This is a genomic window from Streptomyces sp. 142MFCol3.1 (assembly GCF_000424945.1).
In the GTDB taxonomy this organism is placed as follows: Bacteria; Actinomycetota; Actinomycetes; order Streptomycetales; family Streptomycetaceae; genus Streptomyces; species Streptomyces siamensis.
Map to the genome: position 1 here is coordinate 44,253 of NZ_AUKV01000029.1, position 18,451 is coordinate 62,703.

21 protein-coding genes are annotated in these 18,451 nt (G+C 71.6%); 17 read left to right on the forward strand and 4 right to left on the reverse strand.

Annotated elements, in window-relative coordinates; all coding sequences use genetic code 11:
* The first annotated feature begins 126 nt into the window (after positions 1 to 126).
* Positions 127 to 1,881: a trypsin-like serine protease gene (locus H305_RS0133635; protein ID WP_028804335.1), complete on the forward strand. Its 1,755-nt coding sequence runs from the start codon at positions 127 to 129 to the stop codon at positions 1,879 to 1,881.
* An 85-nt stretch (positions 1,882 to 1,966) separates the two neighbouring features.
* Here H305_RS0133635 and H305_RS0133640 read toward each other — a convergent pair whose 3' ends face one another.
* Both H305_RS0133640 and H305_RS0133645 read right to left on the reverse strand, forming a co-directional pair.
* Positions 1,967 to 2,989 carry a LacI family DNA-binding transcriptional regulator gene (locus H305_RS0133640; RefSeq protein ID WP_078629375.1) on the reverse strand — a complete coding sequence of 341 codons (1,023 nt, stop codon included), beginning with the start codon at positions 2,987 to 2,989 and terminating at the stop codon, positions 1,967 to 1,969.
* 52 nt (positions 2,990 to 3,041) lie between these two features.
* The gene (locus H305_RS0133645) at positions 3,042 to 3,830 is read right to left on the reverse strand and encodes a winged helix-turn-helix transcriptional regulator (protein WP_028804337.1); all 789 of its coding nucleotides are present in this window, start codon (positions 3,828 to 3,830) and stop codon (positions 3,042 to 3,044) included.
* Between the two features lie 279 nt (positions 3,831 to 4,109).
* Here H305_RS0133645 and H305_RS0133650 point away from each other — a divergent pair, with 279 nt between their 5' ends.
* The 8 genes from H305_RS0133650 (at position 4,110) to H305_RS0133680 (ending at position 9,694) form a co-directional block, all read left to right on the forward strand.
* Positions 4,110 to 4,994 (forward strand): alpha/beta hydrolase, encoded by an 885-nt coding sequence (locus H305_RS0133650; RefSeq protein ID WP_078629376.1) that lies wholly within the window; start codon positions 4,110 to 4,112, stop codon positions 4,992 to 4,994.
* A 57-nt stretch (positions 4,995 to 5,051) separates the two neighbouring features.
* A complete protein-coding gene (locus tag H305_RS0133655; protein WP_028804339.1) occupies positions 5,052 to 5,306 on the forward strand; it encodes a MoaD/ThiS family protein in 255 nt (84 codons plus the stop codon).
* Complete coding sequence (locus tag H305_RS0133660; RefSeq protein WP_420708177.1) at positions 5,303 to 6,739, forward strand: hypothetical protein; 1,437 nt, start codon at positions 5,303 to 5,305, stop codon at positions 6,737 to 6,739. Before H305_RS0133655 ends, H305_RS0133660 begins: the two co-directional genes overlap by 4 nt.
* A 149-nt stretch (positions 6,740 to 6,888) precedes the next feature.
* The gene (locus H305_RS0133665) at positions 6,889 to 7,632 is read left to right on the forward strand and encodes a DUF2993 domain-containing protein (RefSeq protein WP_028804341.1); all 744 of its coding nucleotides are present in this window, start codon (positions 6,889 to 6,891) and stop codon (positions 7,630 to 7,632) included.
* A gap of 281 nt (positions 7,633 to 7,913) precedes the next feature.
* Complete coding sequence (locus H305_RS56485) at positions 7,914 to 7,994, forward strand: putative leader peptide (RefSeq protein ID WP_350310325.1); 81 nt, start codon at positions 7,914 to 7,916, stop codon at positions 7,992 to 7,994.
* A 143-nt stretch (positions 7,995 to 8,137) separates the two neighbouring features.
* Positions 8,138 to 8,983: a sulfurtransferase gene (locus H305_RS0133670; RefSeq protein WP_028804342.1), complete on the forward strand. Its 846-nt coding sequence runs from the start codon at positions 8,138 to 8,140 to the stop codon at positions 8,981 to 8,983.
* A gap of 29 nt (positions 8,984 to 9,012) precedes the next feature.
* Positions 9,013 to 9,300, forward strand: a complete 288-nt coding sequence (locus H305_RS0133675) for a DUF1416 domain-containing protein (RefSeq protein WP_028804343.1) — start codon at positions 9,013 to 9,015, stop codon at positions 9,298 to 9,300.
* A gap of 133 nt (positions 9,301 to 9,433) precedes the next feature.
* Positions 9,434 to 9,694 carry a DUF3099 domain-containing protein gene (locus H305_RS0133680; protein WP_028804344.1) on the forward strand — a complete coding sequence of 87 codons (261 nt, stop codon included), beginning with the start codon at positions 9,434 to 9,436 and terminating at the stop codon, positions 9,692 to 9,694.
* A gap of 28 nt (positions 9,695 to 9,722) precedes the next feature.
* Here the strand turns inward: H305_RS0133680 and H305_RS0133685 are convergent, their stop codons facing one another.
* Entirely contained in the window at positions 9,723 to 10,085 is a 363-nt protein-coding gene (locus H305_RS0133685) for a DsrE family protein (RefSeq protein ID WP_028804345.1), read from the reverse strand.
* A gap of 168 nt (positions 10,086 to 10,253) precedes the next feature.
* Between H305_RS0133685 and H305_RS0133690 the strand changes: the two genes are divergently transcribed.
* The 6 genes from H305_RS0133690 (at position 10,254) to H305_RS0133720 (ending at position 15,250) form a co-directional block, all read left to right on the forward strand.
* Positions 10,254 to 11,093 (forward strand): hypothetical protein, encoded by an 840-nt coding sequence (locus H305_RS0133690; protein WP_234021347.1) that lies wholly within the window; start codon positions 10,254 to 10,256, stop codon positions 11,091 to 11,093.
* Complete coding sequence (locus H305_RS0133695; protein ID WP_324608125.1) at positions 11,090 to 12,097, forward strand: hypothetical protein; 1,008 nt, start codon at positions 11,090 to 11,092, stop codon at positions 12,095 to 12,097. The genes H305_RS0133690 and H305_RS0133695 overlap by 4 nt, the downstream gene beginning before the upstream one ends.
* Positions 12,094 to 12,969 (forward strand): hypothetical protein, encoded by an 876-nt coding sequence (locus tag H305_RS0133700; RefSeq protein ID WP_028804348.1) that lies wholly within the window; start codon positions 12,094 to 12,096, stop codon positions 12,967 to 12,969. The genes H305_RS0133695 and H305_RS0133700 overlap by 4 nt, the downstream gene beginning before the upstream one ends.
* 248 nt (positions 12,970 to 13,217) lie before the next feature.
* A complete protein-coding gene (locus H305_RS0133710) occupies positions 13,218 to 13,793 on the forward strand; it encodes an FABP family protein (protein ID WP_028804349.1) in 576 nt (191 codons plus the stop codon).
* A 35-nt stretch (positions 13,794 to 13,828) separates the two neighbouring features.
* A complete protein-coding gene (locus tag H305_RS0133715; RefSeq protein ID WP_028804350.1) occupies positions 13,829 to 14,266 on the forward strand; it encodes a Fur family transcriptional regulator in 438 nt (145 codons plus the stop codon).
* Between the two features lie 9 nt (positions 14,267 to 14,275).
* The gene (locus tag H305_RS0133720) at positions 14,276 to 15,250 is read left to right on the forward strand and encodes a YgfZ/GcvT domain-containing protein (RefSeq protein WP_028804351.1); all 975 of its coding nucleotides are present in this window, start codon (positions 14,276 to 14,278) and stop codon (positions 15,248 to 15,250) included.
* Positions 15,251 to 15,299: 49 nt separating this feature from the next.
* On the opposite strand, the gene dtd is transcribed toward H305_RS0133720, so the two are convergent.
* Positions 15,300 to 15,725 (reverse strand): D-aminoacyl-tRNA deacylase, encoded by a 426-nt coding sequence (gene dtd / locus H305_RS0133725; protein ID WP_028804352.1) that lies wholly within the window; start codon positions 15,723 to 15,725, stop codon positions 15,300 to 15,302.
* Between the two features lie 387 nt (positions 15,726 to 16,112).
* Here dtd and H305_RS0133730 point away from each other — a divergent pair, with 387 nt between their 5' ends.
* Positions 16,113 to 16,766 (forward strand): hypothetical protein, encoded by a 654-nt coding sequence (locus tag H305_RS0133730; RefSeq protein WP_028804353.1) that lies wholly within the window; start codon positions 16,113 to 16,115, stop codon positions 16,764 to 16,766.
* A 414-nt stretch (positions 16,767 to 17,180) separates the two neighbouring features.
* On the forward strand, positions 17,181 to 18,185 hold the full coding sequence (locus H305_RS0133735; RefSeq protein WP_037766143.1) for an asparaginase: 1,005 nt from the start codon (positions 17,181 to 17,183) through the stop codon (positions 18,183 to 18,185).
* Positions 18,186 to 18,451: the final 266 nt, after the last annotated feature.

The window sequence follows — 18,451 nt, forward strand, 5'->3', positions numbered from 1 at the left end:
CTCCGCGGTAGGTCCGAATCGATGCGGCGACTGCTTTCGCGTCGTTCGGGCCGGTGCGTCGTACGCCCTTTTCGGGCCTCTCACGACACGGAACACCACCACACGCACCCACCTCAGGAGCCCCGAGTGATACGTGCCCTGCGCGGTCGCTTCAGACGCCCCGTCACGGCGTTGCCCACGGCCGTTCTCGCGCTGGCGCTGACCTGCGCCGGCGCGGTCGCGGCGCAGCCCGCGACCGCCGCCGACAACCCGGCCGGACTGCCCGACGCGAACGTCGCCCAGTCCGTGAACCCCGCCCCGACCGCCTCCGACAAGGAACTGCACCGCCGGGTGGTCGAGGCGGCGAAGGACCGGGCCACCCCGGAGACGGACCCCAAGAAGACGCCCTTCATCATCGGCGGCAGCGAGACGACGATCTCGAGCGCCCCGTGGATGGTCCAGCTCGCCTACTACGACGACACGACGGGCGCGGGCTACTTCTGCGGCGGCACGCTCGTCGCCCCGAACAAGGTCCTGACCGCGGCCCACTGCGTCGCGGGCCTCGACTGGAAGAAGAACGGCGCGGTCGTGGCCGGCACCGCCGACCTGTACGACGGCACCAGCGGCACGGTCGCGGGCGTCTGGCGGCAGTGGAACCACCCGCGCTACAACGAGGACACCATCCAGCACGACATCGCTGTCCTCACTCTCGACCGCCCGCTGGAACAGCAGTGGATGCGTCTGGCCGCCGCCAACGACACCCCCTGGTACGCCCCGGGCGGCACCGCCACCGTCTACGGCTGGGGTCTGACCTCAGGCGCCGACGGTGCCGATCTGTCGGCCAAGCTCCGCAAGGTCGACCTGACCGTGCGGGACGACGCCACCTGCGACTCCGCCATGAGGGCGGTCCTCGGCGAGGACGACTTCATCGAGGGGTCGATGTTCTGCGCCGGCACCCCGGCCAGCGGTACCGACGAGGGCACCAAGAGCCCCTGCAACGGCGACTCCGGCGGCCCGGTCATCTCCGCGGGCAAGGTCATCGGCATCGTCTCGTGGGGCGTCTCGGGCTGCACGGCCAAGGGCGCCTTCCCGGTGTTCACCAAGGTGTCCTCGTACACCTGGGCGGCCCAGCCGCGGATCGACGACACCGACCTGTCCTTCGACGGCAAGGCCGACATCCTGGAGCGCACCCCCTCCGGCGGGCTGTTCGAGCAGGACAGCAAGGGCTCCTCGCTCGCCCGGCGTGCCTTCCAGGGCAGCGGATGGCAGGGCATCAGCTGGGGCCTCCAGGCCGACCTGGACCGGGACTTCTACCAGGACCTGATCGTCCGCGACAAGGGTGACGGCAAGCTGTACCGCGACTACCTCGACCACTCCACCGGCGAGTTCACGTGGATGCAGATCAGCTCGGTGTGGGGCGGCTACAAGTCGTACGCCGTCCCCGGCGACATGACCGGTGACGCCCGCCCCGACCTGGTCGCGGTGGACGCCGACGGCTCGGTCTACCTCTACCCGGGCAAGGGCAACGGCCAGTTCTACGGGCGCGTCAAGGTCGTCGACAAGTCCTGGAAGAACGTCAAGATCTTCGGTCACGGCGACCTGTCCGGTGACGGCCGCGCCGACCTGCTGGTCCGCAACAGCTCGGGCGTCCTGTACCTCTACCGGGGCACCCAGCAGGAGCACACCCCCTGGTCGACGCGGATCCAGGCGCGTACGGGCTGGAACTTCACCTCGTACGTCGCCAACGGCGACGTGACCGGTGACGGCATCGCCGATGTCGTGACCCGCGACTCCGGCGGCAAGCTGTGGCTCTACCCGGGCACCAACAAGGCCTCCAGCAGCCTCTTCGGCTCACGGATCGGCCTGGGCAGCGGCTTCGAGCAGTACAACCTGCTGTTCTGAACCGTCCCGAACGCGCCGGTCCCGCGATCCCCGCGGGGCCGGCGCAGTCGTGCGGGCCGCCGCGGACCGTTCGCGGCCGCGAGAGCTATTCGCAGCCGCAGGAGCGGCGGACCACCAGGCGCGACGGGAACTGCTTCAGGCGCTCACGGCGGGAGCCGGCCACCCGCAGGCCGTCGTCGAGGACGAGGTCCACGGCGGCGCGGGCCATGGCCGAGCGGTCCGATGCGATCGTTGTCAGCGGCGGGTCCGTCAGGGCCGCTTCCTTGACGTCGTCGAAGCCCGCCACGGCCAGCTCGCCCGGCACGTCGATGCGCAGCTCGCGGGCCGCGCGCAGCACACCGATCGCCTGGTCGTCGGTGGAGCAGAAGATGGCGGGCGGCCGGTCGGGCCCCGCCAGCAGCTCCAGGGCGACCTGGTAGGCGTCGTAGCGGTTGTACGGCGCCTCGAAGAGCCGGCCCTCGGTGGGGATCCCGGCCTCCTGCATCGCGCGCCGCCAGCCCTCGACGTGGTCGGAGACGGGGTCGCCGACCGCGGGTGTCTCGGCGGTGCCGCCGAGACAGGCGACGTACTCGTACCCGTGCTCCAGCAGGTGGCGGACCGCGAGCTGCGCGCCGCCCAGGTCGTCCGTGACGACCGCGACGTCGTCGATCGCCTCCGGGCGCTCGTGGAGCAGCACCACGCGGGCGTCCCAGGCGTCGATCTCGGCGGCCGCGTGGTCGTTCAGCGCGTGGCTGACGAGGATCAGTCCGGAGACCCGCATGCCGAGGAAGGCCCGCAGATAGTGGACCTCGCGCTCGGCGATGTAGTCGGTGTTGCCGACGAGCACCATCTTCCCGCGCTCGGCGGCGGCCTGTTCGACCGCGTGCGCCATCTCGCCGAAGAACGGCTGGCGCGCATCCGGGATGATCAGGCCTATGAGTTCGGTGCGGCGCGACGCCATGGCCTGGGCGACCCGGTCGGGCCGGTATCCCAGCTCCTTGATCGCGGCGAGGACGCGCTCGCGCGTGGCCGGGGCGACCGGCCGGGGTCCGTTGTTGATGACATAGCTGACGACCGCGGTGGAAGTCCCCGCCAGTCGCGCCACATCATCCCGAGTCACCTTGGCCACGCGCGGAGTCTACGCGGATGGACCGCCTCTGGGCAGGGCGTACGGGAGGCTTCTAGGCCTCCGCGGTCACCTCGGGGGCGTCCGCGGCGTCCAGGCGAGCCGTCTCGTCCGCATCATCCGCCTTTGGCCGGGCCGCCTTGGCCTTCGCCTCGTCCGCCGAGCGGTCCAGCTTCTCGGGCGTAACGAATCGATAACCGACGTTCCGGACGGTGCCGATCAGCGACTCGTGCTCGGGTCCGAGCTTCGCGCGGAGCCTTCGCACGTGGACGTCGACCGTCCTCGTGCCGCCGAAGTAGTCGTATCCCCAGACCTCCTGGAGCAGCTGGGCGCGGGTGAAGACGCGGCCCGGGTGCTGTGCGAGGTACTTCAGGAGCTCGAACTCCTTGAAGGTCAGGTCGAGGACCCGGCCCTTGAGCTTGGCGCTGTAGGTCGCCTCGTCCACGGAGAGGTCGCCGTTGCGGATCTCCATGGGGGAGTCGTCGTTGACGATCTGCTGGCGGCCCATGGCCAGGCGCAGCCGCGCCTCCACCTCGGCCGGCCCCGCGGTGTCGAGCAGCACGTCGTCGATGCCCCAGTCGGCGGTGACGGCAGCGAGGCCGCCCTCCGTGACGACGAGGATCAGCGGACAGCCCGGTCCCGTGGAGCGCAGCAGCTGGCACAGACTGCGGACCTGGGGCAGATCACGGCGGCCGTCGATGAGGATGACGTCGGCGCCGGGGGTGTCGACAAGAGCGGGGCCTTCCGCCGGAGCCACTCGCACGTTGTGCAGGAGCAGGCCGAGAGCGGGAAGCACCTCCGTCGACGGCTGGAGGGCATTGGTGAGGAGCAGCAGAGAACTCATCGCGCCCCTCCTGCCCGGGTCGTCATACGTTCGTGCACGGTTCGCTCGCCCATAACGTCTGGTTCCTCCTCGGTCCCTGCGTGGGGGCACCTCCCACGCCCTTGGGCGGTGGGGGAGTCTGCGGCACTGCTTCGTACTGCGGTTCCCGCGGCCTGGGGTCCGCTGCGCGTCCGACGCCCGTACACCCGCGGTTTCCCGCTTCGTATACAACGCTCCCGAAAGCACAAAAGGACCCGGGGGCTACGCTGCCCGAGTCCTCTGCCCAGCAGAATAGCCCACATGAGCTCCGGTCCGGCAGGTCAAGTGACGCGATCTTCCCGTCGTCCACCCCTTGAGACGGCGCCGCGCGGCCCGCTGCGCACGTTTCTGCGCACCACGGACGGAGTGTCCGTCGACGCCGCGTACGACCCCGGGACGACGCCTTCGGGTGACCTCGCGATCGTCGTCGCGCACGGTTTCACGGGTGATCTGGACCGCCCCCACGTACGCCGTGCGGCGGACGTCCTCGGGCGGAGCGCGGCGGTCGTCACCTTCTCCTTCCGTGGTCACGGCCGTTCCGGCGGGCGTTCGACGGTCGGCGACCGCGAGGTCCTCGACCTGGCGGCCGCGGTCGCCTGGGCACGGGAGCTCGGACACACACGGATCGCGACCGTCGGCTTCTCCATGGGCGGCTCCGTGGTGCTGCGGCACGCGGCGCTGTACGGACCGGGCGCGGCGGAGCGGGCCGTGCGGCCCGGAGAAGAGGACCAGGAGCACGAGGGGCGCACGGATGCGCGGACGGACGCGGTGGTTTCGGTGAGCGCACCCGCCCGCTGGTACTACCGGGGAACCGCCCCTATGCGGCGTCTGCACTGGCTGGTAACCCGCCCGGTCGGCCGTGCCGTCGGCCGCTACGGTCTGCGCACCCGCATCCACCACCGCGAGTGGGACCCGGTGCCCGCGTCCCCCGTCGAGTCCGTCCCCCTCATCGCGCCCACCCCGCTGCTGATCGTCCACGGCGACCGGGACGGCTACTTCCCGCTGGACCACCCGCGGATGCTCGCCGACGCCTCCGGCGGTCACGCCGCGCTGTGGCTGGAGCACGGCATGGGCCATGCCGAGAACGCCAGTGACGACGGGCTGCTGGCCCGTATCGGCGACTGGGCCGTCACGCACGCCAGCTAGCCTGACGGTGTTCACAGGATCCACTGATTCTCACGAAGCCACTGATTGAGGAACGAGATGGCAAAGGGCACGGTGCGTTACTGGGCCGCCGCCAAGTCCGCGGCAGGCGTCGCCGAGGAGCCGTACGACGCGGGCACGCTCGCCGAGGCGCTCGACGCGGCCCGCGAGCGACACCCCGGCGAACTCGTCCGCGTCCTGCGGCGATGCTCGTTCCTCATCGACGGTGACCCCGTGGGTACCCGCGAGCATGAGACGGTACGGCTGGCCGAGGGCGGCACGGTCGAGGTGCTCCCGCCGTTCGCAGGAGGGTGAGCGAGACGATGAGCAACCAGCCGCACGAGGGCAGGCACGAACATCCCCACGAGGGATACGACCCGTATCGGCAGCAGTCGCAGCCGTCCTCGCACCGCCCGCAGCAGCAGAACGCGCCCGAGCCCGACTGGCAGCAGCACACCCAGCAGTGGGAGGGGCAGACCTGGGAGACCCAGATCCAGCCCCCCGTGCCGGCCGCGGACACGGCCGCCTACCTGCCGCCGCAGGGGCATCAGCAGGGGTATCAGGGCCACGGGCACGTGCAGAGCGGCCAGGGGCACGATCAGGGCCAGGGGTACCAGGAACCGTACGGGTACGGGTACGGGCACGGGTACGGGCCGGGCGTGACGGCGCAGCCGCTTCCGCGGGAGAACGCGCACGGTGCGGCTCGGGGCTGGGACCACACCCAGGCCCAGTACCAGCAGCAGGGCCAGCAGGCGCAGCAGCCGCCCGTCCAGCACCAGCACCAGCAGCCGCAGGCTCAGCACCACCAGCAGGCGCAGCAGTCGCAGGGCCAGTACCAGCAGGCACAGCACCTGCAGCAGCCGGTCCAGCCGCAGCACCAGCAGGCGCAGGCCCGGCCGACGCACGCGCAGGGGCAGCCGCAGCAGCCCGCGGCGCCCGCCGAGGACGGGGCGTCCGGGTACGGTCCGCCGACCCTCACCGGCAACGCGCGCATCACCGACGCCCAGCGGGCCCGCGCCGAGGGCCGCTCGCCGATCATCGAGCCCGGGATCCAGCCCGCCGGGCTGACGGCGGCGCTCGGGCTCCTGATGTCCGGCGCCGCGGCGGTCGGGGAGTACGCCCTGCTCGCCCCCCTCGTCCTGCTCCAGGCCGTCACCGCGGCGGGCTGGTTCCGGCTGAACGGCATGTGGCCGGCCCGGCAGGGCATCGCCCTCGCCTTCCTGGGCGCGGTGACCGCCGATGTCGCCCTGCTCGTGGCCGGCCGGGAGAACGGGCCCGCCGCGATCCTCGGCACCCTCGGCGTGTGGGTGCTCCTCACCCTCGTCCTGCAGCTGCGCAGCCACGCCGACCCGGACACCCGGATGTACGGGCTGATGGCGACCGTCGCCTCGGCGGCGCTGTCGATCGTCGCGGCCGGACACCTCGCGGCCGAACCGGACGCCGTCACGGTGGGCGCGGCCGCGGTCGCCGTGGCGATCCTGGCCCGTGCGCTGCCGCTGCCGACGGCGGCCTCCGTCGCGGTGGCGCTGCTCGCCGCCGCGGGAGCCGGCGTCGCGCTGGGCGGTGCGACGGACCTGGGCGGGAAGGGGGCTCTCCTCGGCCTCGGCGCGGGTGTCTGCGCGCTGATCGGCCACCGGGTGGCCAGCTACGACTACCCGTCCCGGTTCGTCCACTTCACCGCGGGTGTCGCCCTTCCGCTGGCCGCGGCGGCCCCGGCGGTCTACCTGCTGGGAAGGGCGCTGAGCTGAGGCCCGCCGGCCCGTCCGGCGGCCTTGTCACAGGTGATCGACAACTTTCCGTGTAACCCCGGCCGGTGCTCGGCCGGGGTTAGGCTCGCGCTCGACGGCCACCCGGGTCGTCGAGACCGACCGAGCCGGCAGGTGGGGGAACACCGAGCATGCGCGCGCTGCGAATCATCCTGATCGTCGTCGTGGTCCTGGGCGGCCTGTTCGTGATCGCGGACCGGGTGGCGGTCGGATTCGCGGAGGACGAGGCGGCCGACCGGATCAAGAGCACCGAGGGACTGTCCAGCACGCCCGACGTGTCCATCGAGGGCTTCCCCTTCCTCACCCAGGTGGTCAGCGGCGAGCTCGACGACGTGAAGATCGGCATCAAGGACTACGAGGCGTCGACGGGCGGCACGAACGCCGCCACGGCCAAGATCCGGATCGACGACCTGAGCGCCGAGATGCACGGTGTCGCGTTCAGCGGCGACTACAGCTCCGCCACCGCCGACAGCGCCACGGGGACCGCCACCATCTCCTACGACGAGCTGCTCAAGGCCGCCAGGTCCGAGCCCGCGCAGGTGGCCCCCGGTGTCACCGCCCAGGTCATCGGCCTCTCCGACGGCGGCGACGGCAAGGTCAAGGTCACGGTCTCGGCGACGGTCCTCGGCACCAAGCTGCCCCAGCCGGTCTCCGTGCTCAGCTCCGTCAGCGTCCACGGCGACACGGTGAGGGTGCACGCCGACTCCCTGCCCAAGCTGGGCGTCGAACTCGCCGAGGGCCGTATCCGGTCCATCACCGACTTCCAGCAGAAGATCGACGAGCTGCCGGGCGGCATCGAGCTCGACAAGGTCGAGGCGGCCGAGGGCGGCGTGGACATCTCGGTGAAGGGTTCGGACGTCAAGCTGGTCGGGTAGCCGGTCGGGGAGTCGGTTGAGCAGCCGGTCCGGGCGCGGCGGCGGGGGCCGGGCAGGGGTGCCGACAGGGGCCCGAGGGCCTTGCGCGAGCCTCCGGGCGTCCGGGTGTCCGAGGGGCGAGACGGCCTGGTCCGTACAGCAGATGGGATGACGGATCCGGGAACCAGGAAACCGTGCGGGCAGGGCCTCGACGGCTGATCCGTCCCGAAGTGTGGATGATCGCATCTCAACATGCGACACGCCGGTGACATGCCCGCCTGTCCGTCCCTACGATCGGACGCATGAAGCGACAGGCGGATCTCACGAAGCGGCGGGCAGTCGACCTGTGCCGCGTCGCCGCCATGCTCTGTCGCACCTTCTGAGCGGAAGCGTTCCGACTTCCGCGAGCCGGGCCCTCGACCTCTCTCGTCGGGGCCACCCCTGCGCCGCGCAGCCCTCACCGGCATGACCGCGCATCTCTCTCAAACGCCCCGCCCCGCCGCAACTGCCCCGGAGGAGAACGAGCATGAGCCGCAGCGACGTCCTGGTAGACGCCGATTGGGTCCAGGACCACCTGGACGACCCGAACGTGGCGATCGTCGAGGTCGACGAGGACACGTCGGCGTACGAGAAGAACCACATCAAGAACGCCATCCGGATCGACTGGACCAAGGACCTTCAGGACCCGGTCCGCCGTGACTTCATCGACCAGGAGGGCTTCGAGAAGCTCCTGTCGTCGAAGGGCATCGGAAACGACACGCTCGTCGTGCTCTACGGCGGCAACAACAACTGGTTCGCGTCGTACGCCTACTGGTACTTCAAGCTCTACGGCCACGAGAACGTGAAGCTCCTCGACGGCGGCCGCAAGAAGTGGGAGCTCGACTCCCGCGACCTCGTCGACGGCTCGCAGGTGCCCGAGCGCGCCGCCACCGACTACAAGGCGAAGGCCCAGAACACCGCGATCCGCGCCTTCCGCGACGACGTCGTCGCCGCGATCGGCTCGCAGAACCTGGTCGACGTGCGTTCGCCCGACGAGTTCAGCGGCAAGCTGCTCGCCCCGGCCCACCTGCCGCAGGAGCAGTCCCAGCGTCCGGGCCACGTCCCGAGCGCCCGCAACATCCCGTGGTCGAAGAACGCCAACGACGACGGCACCTTCAAGTCGGACGACGAGCTCAAGGAGCTCTACGCCGACGAGCAGGTCGACCTGGCCAAGGACACGATCGCCTACTGCCGCATCGGTGAGCGCTCGGCGCTCACCTGGTTCGTGCTGCACGAGCTGCTCGGTGTGGAGAACGTCAAGAACTACGACGGCTCCTGGACCGAGTACGGCTCCCTGGTCGGCGTGCCGATCGAGCTCGGCGCCAACAAGTAACCCTCAGGCCTGAAGGACGGAATCGAAATATGTGTGGAGCGAAGGCCGGCGGCCCCGACGCCTCGACGATCAAGCCCGGTGAGACCACGATCCAGGGTCAGGTGACCCGCGACGGCCAGCCGGTGACGGGTTACGTGCGCCTGCTGGACTCGACCGGCGAGTTCACCGCCGAGGTCCCGACCTCGGCGACCGGACAGTTCCGCTTCTACGCGGCCGAGGGCACCTGGACCGTGCGCGCCCTGGTCCCGGGCGGCAGCGCCGACCGCACGGTCGTCGCCCAGACGGGCGGCCTCGCCGAGGTCGCGATCGCCGTCTGACGGCACCGCCAGAACGGCCGAAGGGCCGCACCCCCGGGGGTTGGACGCTTACCGGATCGGGGTGCGGTCCTTCGGCTTGCCCGGGGCCCGCGCTCCCTGCGCCACCCGGCTTCCACGGGCCTACGCTGGTGGTATGTACGCACGCAGGCGTCACGTGTACTTCGCCATGATGGGGACGTGCATCGGGCTCTTCGTCCTGGCCTGGGGAGTGGTGCGCCTCTGGTCGATCCCCGTGGCCGTGGGCATGTGCGTGGTGGCGATGGTGATTCCACCGGTGGCCGCGATGGTGGCCAACCGGCGCGGCCCCGAGGACCGCTGGTGGGACGATCCGTCCGGCGATCCCGAGTCCGACAAGTGGTGGGACGAGCTGGACGGCAAGAAACCGCGCCAGTGAGCCCGCGCTCCCGCCGCCCCAGGCGGTGTCAGTAGACGAGGGCCTGCGTCCCGTCCGCCATCGCCTCCTGGACGAAGACCTGCGCGCCCGCGATGCGCACCCCCTTGAGGACGTCGTCCTCCGTGATCTCCCGCCGTGCCGCGCACTGGGTGCACAGGGTGATGCGGCCGCCCGCCAGGATCGAGTCGATGAGGCCGGGCAGCGGTGCGGCGTGCGGAAGCTCGAACTCGGCCGCGCGGTCCGGCAGGGCGAACCACGAGGACTCGCCGGTCAGCCACAGGGAGACCTCGACGCCACTGGCCACGGCCACCGCCGCGACGGTGAACGCCTGTGAGCAGCGCTCCGGGGCATCGGCCCCTGCCGTCACCTTGATCACGAGCTTTTTCGCCATGGCCGAATAGTAGTCCGAATCGTAATCAAGTCCCGTACAACTCCATGCATGGGCCATGGGTCTCCTGTGCGCGCGGATACGGAATCTGCGCTTCACGTTCTGTGGGGGGACGTCATGGAAGTACCTGAAGGACCCGAAACACCTGAAAGACCGGTCGTACCTGGAGTTGTGCCGGTTGCCGATTCCGGCACGGCCGCTCCGGGCGGGGCCGGCCCGTCCGCGCCTGCCCGGCCGGCCGTCGTACCGGCGGACGGCTCCGCCGTGCCGGCGGGCGACTCCGCCGTGCCGGCCGAGCCGGACGGCACCACGGTGCAGCCCGCGCGCCGGCGCGGCCGTACGGCCCTGCTCGTCGCCACGGCGGCCGTGCTCGGCCTCGTCGCCGGAACCTGCGCCGGCTATCTGGTGCAGGCCGACCGCGAGCCCACCAAGCTGCCGCCGCTGTCGCAGCCGGTGGTGGCGCAGGCCAAGGGCGAGGGCCCCGAGCCGCTGTCCGCCGCCCAGGACCGCCGGGTGAAGACCGACGGCGACCTGCGCAAGCTGCTGATCAAGCGGCCCAAGGGCACGAAGGCGCCCGATTGGGAGCCCGGCGAGGACGGTTGGCTGAACATGGCCGACTACGCCGACCAGCTGGAGGACTCGGACCGCGAGTTCGGCGACCTCGTGAAGTCGGAGTACCGTCGGGCCGCCGGCACCAGCTGGCTCGTCGGCAGCGACCAGAGCGTCGAGATCCGGCTGGTGCAGTACCGCCAGGAGGAGAGCCTCGGTGCCTCCGACCGCGTCGCCTGGTGGGACACGGACGACACCAGCAGCTGGCCCATCCCGGGCACGGGCGACGGCATGGTCTACCTCTTCAAGGTCGAGAGGAAGGCCGGCTACCTGCCCCTCTACAAGGCGCAGGCGTCCGCATCGCGCGGCGACATCGCCATGGAGATCTGGATCTACGACACCAAGCCGATCCCGAAGTCCAAGATCATGGACCTGGCCAAGCGGCAGATGGAGCGGCTGTGACCACCGAGCAATCGACAACACCGGAGCCGGTGGAGCCCGCACAGCCGGTGGAGCCCGCACAGCCGGTGGAGCCCGTGCAGGCTGTGGAGCCCGTGCACACCGTGGAGTCCGTGCAGCCGGCGGAGCCTGGGCAGGGTGTGGAGCCCGTACAGCCCACCGTGGAGCCCGTGCAGTTGGTGGAGCCTGTGCAGGGTGTGGAGCCCGTGGATTCCGTTCAGGATCCCGTGTCCGAAGCCGCTCCGAAGAAGCCCGTTCGCCGCGGCCGTATCGCCGCCATCGCCGGTTCCGTCCTGCTCGTCGGTGCCGTCATCGCCGGCACCGGCTACACCGTCGTGACCGTCCAGGACGCCGACCGGGACGCGGGCGCGCCCGTCTGGAAGCTCCCGAAGGCCACGAAGGAGGACGCCAAGAAGGCGAAGGCGGCCTCGGGGCTCGCCGCCATGCTCGTGCCGTACGGGGCCGACGGCTGGAGCCGGGGCCCGGACATCGCCGAGTTCGGCTCCGACGCCGCGCTCAGCGGGGGCGAGGCCGCCGCCCTGCGCAAGGAGTCGATCAGCGATCTGCCCCGCTCCCAGCGGCGGCGGCTGGAGAAGGAGATCGACAAGCAGCGCACCAAGGGCATGGTGATGCGCAGCTACCTGAGCACGGCGAACGCGACCGACTCCACGCTCTACGCCCAGAGGGCCTTCACCGTGAGCATCGAGCTGATGCAGATGGAGGACAAGAGGGCGGTCCGGAACATGTCGACCTTCCAGAACGAGTTCTTCGACGCTCTCTCGATCTTCCGCAGCGGGCCGAAGATCGAGGGCCACAAGAACGCCAAGTGCTTCCTTCCGCCCAAGGACAAAAAAGAGAAGCTGGACATGATGATCTGCTCCGCCTACGAGGGCGACGTGCTGGTCAGCCTCACCGCGGAGGCGGCCAAGCCGCTGAACACCAAGGGGGTCGCGGCGCTCCTGCGCGAGCAGCTCGACCGCATCGTCGAGCCGGGGGAGGCGGTATGACCGAGCAGACGACACCGATGGAGCCGCAGGTCGTGCTGCCACCGGTGCCGCCGATGCCCGAGGCGGCCCCGCCCGTCCTGGTCGCCGAGCCGACTCCGCGCGTCAAGAAGGACCGCCGCGTCCTGCGCGCCGTGCTGCGCTGGACGGCCGCCACCGTGGTCTTCGCGGCGGTCGGCACGGCCGCCGCGTACGGCATCACGCGGATGGAGCGCACCGACGTACCGGGTCTGGCGACGCAGGCCGACGGACGCTGGGACTACCCGACGATCAGCAAGCCGCCGCTGCCGTCCGGCAGCCCGGGCCCGTTCGCCGAGGCGAACACGAGCGGCAGCCATTACGCCGACCTGCGCAAGCTCGTGCTGCCCGCGCCGAAGGGCGCGAAGGCCGACGCGGCGCTGCGCGGCGAGGACGGCTGGCTGACGCGGAAGGCGTTCCTGGCCGAGTACGCCGAGGAGACGGACCGGGACACCGTCGGCCAGCTGCTGACCGACTACGGCCTGCGGCACATCGCCGCGCGCGGCTGGACCGCGGCCGACGGCACTCGGACGCGGATCTACCTGCTCCAGTTCGACACCGCGGCCGTCGCGGAGGACCTGGCCTCCACCCAGCTCGCGAACTACGACTCGGCGCAGTTCGCGGTGCGCGGTGTCACCGGCACCGAACGGGACGAGAAGTTCCCGGAGCGCGCCGCGGTCGACGAGATCACCCGGTTCGCGTACACGGAGAGCAAGCCGTACGGCGCCGAGCAGGTCAGGGAGGCGTACCTGTCGGCGGGGGACACCGTCGCCCTCGTCGTGCAGTCCCACAAGGGCCTTGCGAAGGCGGTCCCGTTCCAGCAGACGGTGATTCTGCAGAGTCAGCTGCTCGGCTGAGCCGGGCGGCCCCGCGAGGGCGTACCTGACCGAGAGAGCCGGGCCCCAGCCGCGTAAGCTGGGGCCCGGCCTTGTGTACCGCCGTCCGCTCATGCGAGGAGCACCCTGTGGAGATCTTCTTCGAAACCCTGCTGGTCCTGGTCTGCGTCGGCGTTCTCGCTTTCGCCGGTCTGACCGTGAAGAAGCTGTACCAGGGCCAGCGCTGACCGCGGTCACCCAACTGACGCTACGAGACTTCTGAGCTGCTCATGATCGAGATCCCGTCGGACCTCCACAAGGACCTGGTCCCCCTCGCCTTCCTGCTCGGCAACTGGGCCGGCGCGGGCGTCCACGACTTCCCCGGCTCCGAGAAGTGCAACTTCGGGCAGGAGGTCACGTTCACGCACGACGGGCGCGACTTCCTGGAGTACCACTCGCGCACCTGGGTGCTCGACGCCGACGGGAACAAGGTCAGGCCGCTGGAGAGCGAGTCCGGCTTCTGGCGCGTCGACGCCGACCGCAAGGTCGAGGCCGTGATGACCCGTGACGACGGCGTCGTCGAGATCTGGTACGGCGAGCTGGCCGACAAGAAGCCGCAGATCGACCTGGTGACGGACGCCGTGGCGCGCACCGCCGCGGCCGGTCCGTACAGCGGCGGCAAGCGCCTGTACGGCTACGTGCACAGCGACCTCATGTGGGTCGGCGAGAAGCAGACCCCCGAGGTCGAGCTGCGCCCCTACATGTCCGCGCACCTGAAGAAGGTCGTCACCCCGGAGGACGTCGAGCGCTGGGCGAAGGCCCTGCCCGACGACATGCCGGACGACGGCATCGCGTTCTTCAAGTAGTCATCGTCTCCCGGAGTGGTCCTAGACTCTCTGGTGTGGTGAGCACCGACTGGAAGAGCGATCTGCGGCAGCGCGGCTACCGGCTGACCCCGCAGCGGCAACTCGTGCTCGAAGCCGTGGACACCCTGGAACACGCGACCCCCGACGACATCCTCGTGGAAGTGAGGAAGACGGCGTCGGGGGTCAACATTTCCACGGTGTACCGGACCCTCGAACTCCTCGAGGAGCTGGGGCTTGTCAGTCACGCGCACCTCGGACACGGCGCGCCGACGTACCACCTCGCGGACCGGCACCACCACATCCACCTGGTGTGCCGCGACTGCACGAACGTCATCGAGGCCGACGTGTCGGTCGCCGCCGAGTTCACCGCGAAACTGCGCGAGACCTTCGGCTTCGAGACGGACATGAAGCACTTCGCGATCTTCGGGCGCTGCCGTGACTGCACCCTCAAGAGTTCAACTACCAAGTCGTAGGCTAGGCGCATGAAGAGCCCTCTGCTGTCCCTGCCCGGCGCTGTCCCCGCCGAGGGCGTGGACGAAGGCGTCGCCGCCCACTACGGCGATCTGTTCCGCGAGCAGCGCGCCCTCGCCGACGGCGCGGGCTTCGTCGACCTCTCCCACCGCGGTGTCGTCACCGTCACCGGGGAGGACCGGCTCAGCTGGCTGCACCTGCTGCTCACACAACACGTGACGGACCTCCCGGTGGGCCGCGCCACCGAGGCGCTGATCCTCTCCGCGCACGGTCACATCGAGCACGCGCTGTACCTCGTCGACGACGGCGAGACGGTGTGGATGCACACGGAGCCGGGCACCCAGGAGGCGCTGATCGCGTACCTGGAGTCGATGAAGTTCTTCTACCGCGTCGAAGTCGCCGACTCGACGGCCGAGTTCGCGGTGGTGCACCTTCCCGCCGGCTCCATCGCCGAGGTCCCCGAGGGCGTCGTGGTGCGTGAGACGCCGTACGGCCGTGACCTCTTCCTCCCGCGCGCCGACCTGGAGCCGTACGCCGAGGACACCGCGAAGCACGGGCCGCCCGCCGGGCTGCTCGCCTACGAGGCGCTGCGGGTGGAGCACCACCGTCCCCGGCTCGGCTTCGAGACCGACCACCGCACCATTCCGCACGAACTGGGCTGGATCGGCACCGCGGTGCACCTCCAGAAGGGCTGCTACCGCGGCCAGGAGACCGTCGCCCGCGTGCAGAACCTGGGCAAGCCCCCGCGCCGCCTCGTCTTCCTGCACCTCGACGGCAGCGAGGTTCACCTGCCGCCGCACGGCACCGAACTTCGGCTCGCGGCCGACGGCCCCGACGGCCGCAAGATCGGCTTCATCACCACGTCCGTACGCCACCACGAACTGGGCCCCGTCGCCCTGGCCCTGGTGAAGCGGAACGTGCCGGTGGACGCGCCGCTCATGGCGGACTCGACGGCGGCGGCCCAGGAGGTCGTGGTCGAGCCCTAGGGCCCGGCTCCCGGCTCCCGGCTCCCGGCCGCGGGGCGGTGCCCCGCGGTCACATCTCCAGCAGCACGGTGAACGGGCCGTCGTTCGTCAGCGAGACCCGCATCTGCGCACCGAAGCGGCCCGTCGCCACCGTCGCGCCCAGCGCGCGGAGCCGGGCGACGACCTCGTCGACCAGGGGTTCCGCCACGTCTCCCGGCGCGGCCGCGTTCCAGGTGGGGCGGCGGCCCTTGCGAGCGTCGCCGTACAGCGTGAACTGGCTGATGACGAGCAGCGGCGCGTCTACGTCGGAGCAGGACCTCTCGTCCGTCAGCATCCGGATGGACCAGAGTTTGCGGGCGAGTTGGGCAGCCTTCTCCTTGGTGTCCTCGTGCGTGACCCCGACGAGGACGCACAGTCCCTCACCGGTGATCTCGCCGACCGTCTCGCCCTCCACGACGACGCTCGCGCCGTCCACCCTCTGCACCACCGCACGCATGCCGCCCATGATGCCGTGCCGCCGCGCCGCGACGTCGCGCGGGCCCTCACGCACCTCACGCGCATCGTGGGCACCACCTTCACCGGGCGCCTCCAGGCGTGCCGTACGGGCCCCGTCACGCGCCTCGGGCCGCGCCCGAGAGGTGCCGCGCGGGTCGTCCCGCACGTCGCGCAGTTCTGTCACGGGCGCCGTGCGAGCCCCGCGCGGGCGCTGCGCGGACCGACGCGCGCGCCCGGCTCCCTTCGCGTGATTTCTGGGGGCGCTAACCCCCCATCTGGGGCCGATCGGGGGCACTCGGTCACATAGCGACCACTTGGGGTGGCACGATGCAGTGTGTTGCGGTGCATACGTGGGGTGGACCGCCGGTCGAGGGGACGGTAGAGGCAGATGAGCACACCTGGTACCGGGCAGCCGCCCGCAGCCGTGTCATTGACCCGGACGAGCCCACGGGCCGGAAGGGTGGCCGCGCGGCCCCCGGCGCAGCGCACCGACAGCCCCCTGGCCGTCGCCCCGCCCCCGCACGACCTGGCCGTGCTCCGGCTGCCCGAACTGCGGACGCTGCGCCGGGACGCCCAGCGCGACGAGGCCGACCTCAGCTATGTGCGGCGGCTCCTCCAGGGGCGCATCGACATCCTGCGGGCGGAACTGGCCCGCCGCGGCGGGCTGCGCCTCCCCTCCCCTGTGCCGGGCGGGCCCGAGGCCCCCGACTCCGTGGAGGGTTCGGTCGTCGCACGGCTCCCGGAGATCCTCACCGACGCGCCCGCCCGGCACCGCTCGTCGGCCCGGCATGTGACCGTGGGCACACCCCATGGCGAGGAGTACCGGCGGTTGGCCGCCGACATGCTCGCCGAGGTCGAGCTCTCCGACCTCGACGCCCGCACCGACGAGGAGCTCGGCGCGGGCATGGGACGGCTCGTCCGCTACGAGCAGCAGGTCTCCCGGCGGCGCCAGCAGCTCCAGCACACCGCGGACGACTGCAGCGCCGAGATCGCCCGCAGGTACCGTGAAGGAGAAGCACAAGTAGACGACCTGCTCATGTGACGCGGCGGCCCCGGTGATCCCGGGGCCGTGCGGCGGTCGCGGCGGCTCCTTTGGGGCCGGCCGGGGCCCGGGGACCTCCCGGCCGGCCGGACCGGGTCCGGGGCCTCCCGCGACGCCGTCCGGGAAGACCCGGGCCCGCGGTGGTGGTGGTCGCACGCGGCCCGGTGACCGGGGCCGTGGTGACGGTGGCCGAGCCCCGTCCCGGGAGATGCGGGACGTGGTGGCGGCGCCGTGCCCGGCCCGGCGGACCGGTCCGCGTCCGCGACGGCCGCGACCGGGCCCGGTGCCCGGTTCCGTGGCGGCGGCGACCGTGTCCCGGCCCGGAAGGCCCGGGGCGCGAGAGCCCGGCCTCGGACCCGGCGACGTTCCGGGCCGGCCGCCTGAACGGGTCCCCGTCCCGGAAGGCCACCGCCGATGTCCGCCGTCCCCGCCCGCACCACCGCAGACCCCGCCATATCCCGCGAGCCCGCCCCGGCGACCGCGCCCCCCGTCCTCGCCGAGATCGTGCGCTCCGGATTCGTCGAGGGGCGGCACCGCGGCAGCCTGGTGCTGCTCGCCGCGGACGGGACGGTCGAGCTGGCGCTCGGCGACGTGACCGCGCCGGTCTTCCCCCGCTCGTCGAACAAGCCCATGCAGGCGGCGGGCGTGCTGCGCGCCGGACTCGACCTGGCCGGAGAGCGGCTCGCCCTCGCCGCCGCCAGCCACTCCGGCGAGACCTTCCACCGCGATCTCGTCCACAAGATGCTGGACGAGCACGGGCTCGCGGCCGCTCAGCTCCAGTGCCCGCCGGACCTGCCGCTCGACCCGGCCGAGGCCGAGACCTATCTGGCCACCGGCGAGGTCCGCGACCGCGTCACCATGAACTGCTCCGGCAAGCACACGGCGATGCTCGCGGTGTGCGCACAGCGCGGCTGGCCCACCGATTCGTACCTCGACCCCGGGCACCCCCTCCAGCGGCTGATCCACTCCGTGGTCGAGGAGGCCGCGGGCGAGCCCGTCGCCGCGGTCGGTACCGACGGCTGCGGGGCACCGCTGATGGCCATCAGCCTCACCGGCCTCGCCCGCGCCTTCCGCTCCTTCGTCCTCGCGGCCCCCGGCTCCGCCGAGCGCCGTGTCGCCGACGCGATGCGCGCCCACCCCGAGTACGTCGCCGGTACGCGCCGCCCCGACACCTGGCTGATGCGGGAGATCCCGGGCGCCCTGTCCAAGATGGGCGCGGAGGCCGTCCAGGCGGTGGCTCTGCCGGACGGCCGCGCCCTCGCCTTCAAGATCGACGACGGCGGGGGCCGCGCCCTGGGACCGGTGCTGGCCCGCGCGCTCGGCCTGCTCGGCGTGGACGCCCCGGTCGTCGCACGCATCGGCCGCTCGCCGCTGCTGGGCGGGGGCCGCGAGGTGGGGGAGATCCGGGTGGCGTTCTGACGCAGTGCACCCGGTCCGCACGGGGGGGCCGGGTGCGGGGTGGCCCCGGGGGGTCGTCTTCGGGGCCTGATCGCGGTCCGGGGACCGACCAGGGTCCGGGCTGCGCGGTGTTTCCGGGGCCCGACGGCGGTCCGGGGGCGCGGGTGTTTCCCAGGGTTCGATCACCGGCCGGGGAGGCGGGTCTTTCCCGGGAGCCGATCGCGGTCCGGGAAAGCGTGGTGCTGTCCCGGGAGCCGGGAGCCGGGAGCCAGGAGCCGGGAGCCGAG

What these genes read in the sequence shown, in the direction of transcription:
- H305_RS0133675 (WP_028804343.1), top strand. Translation starts at nt 9,013, where the DNA reads ATGTGTGGAGCGAAGGCCGGCGGCCCCGACGCCTCGACGATCAAGCCC.
- H305_RS0133665 (WP_028804341.1), top strand. Translation starts at nt 6,889, where the DNA reads ATGCGCGCGCTGCGAATCATCCTGATCGTCGTCGTGGTCCTGGGCGGC.
- H305_RS0133655 (WP_028804339.1), top strand. Translation starts at nt 5,052, where the DNA reads ATGGCAAAGGGCACGGTGCGTTACTGGGCCGCCGCCAAGTCCGCGGCA.
- H305_RS0133670 (WP_028804342.1), top strand. Translation starts at nt 8,138, where the DNA reads ATGAGCCGCAGCGACGTCCTGGTAGACGCCGATTGGGTCCAGGACCAC.
- H305_RS0133650 (WP_078629376.1), top strand. Translation starts at nt 4,110, where the DNA reads ATGAGCTCCGGTCCGGCAGGTCAAGTGACGCGATCTTCCCGTCGTCCA.
- H305_RS0133680 (WP_028804344.1), top strand. Translation starts at nt 9,434, where the DNA reads ATGTACGCACGCAGGCGTCACGTGTACTTCGCCATGATGGGGACGTGC.
- H305_RS56485 (WP_350310325.1), top strand. Translation starts at nt 7,914, where the DNA reads ATGAAGCGACAGGCGGATCTCACGAAGCGGCGGGCAGTCGACCTGTGC.
- H305_RS0133645 (WP_028804337.1), bottom strand. Translation starts at nt 3,830, where the DNA reads ATGAGTTCTCTGCTGCTCCTCACCAATGCCCTCCAGCCGTCGACGGAG.
- H305_RS0133720 (WP_028804351.1), top strand. Translation starts at nt 14,276, where the DNA reads ATGAAGAGCCCTCTGCTGTCCCTGCCCGGCGCTGTCCCCGCCGAGGGC.
- dtd (WP_028804352.1), bottom strand. Translation starts at nt 15,725, where the DNA reads ATGCGTGCGGTGGTGCAGAGGGTGGACGGCGCGAGCGTCGTCGTGGAG.
- H305_RS0133685 (WP_028804345.1), bottom strand. Translation starts at nt 10,085, where the DNA reads ATGGCGAAAAAGCTCGTGATCAAGGTGACGGCAGGGGCCGATGCCCCG.
- H305_RS0133700 (WP_028804348.1), top strand. Translation starts at nt 12,094, where the DNA reads ATGACCGAGCAGACGACACCGATGGAGCCGCAGGTCGTGCTGCCACCG.
- H305_RS0133735 (WP_037766143.1), top strand. Translation starts at nt 17,181, where the DNA reads ATGTCCGCCGTCCCCGCCCGCACCACCGCAGACCCCGCCATATCCCGC.
- H305_RS0133730 (WP_028804353.1), top strand. Translation starts at nt 16,113, where the DNA reads ATGAGCACACCTGGTACCGGGCAGCCGCCCGCAGCCGTGTCATTGACC.
- H305_RS0133710 (WP_028804349.1), top strand. Translation starts at nt 13,218, where the DNA reads ATGATCGAGATCCCGTCGGACCTCCACAAGGACCTGGTCCCCCTCGCC.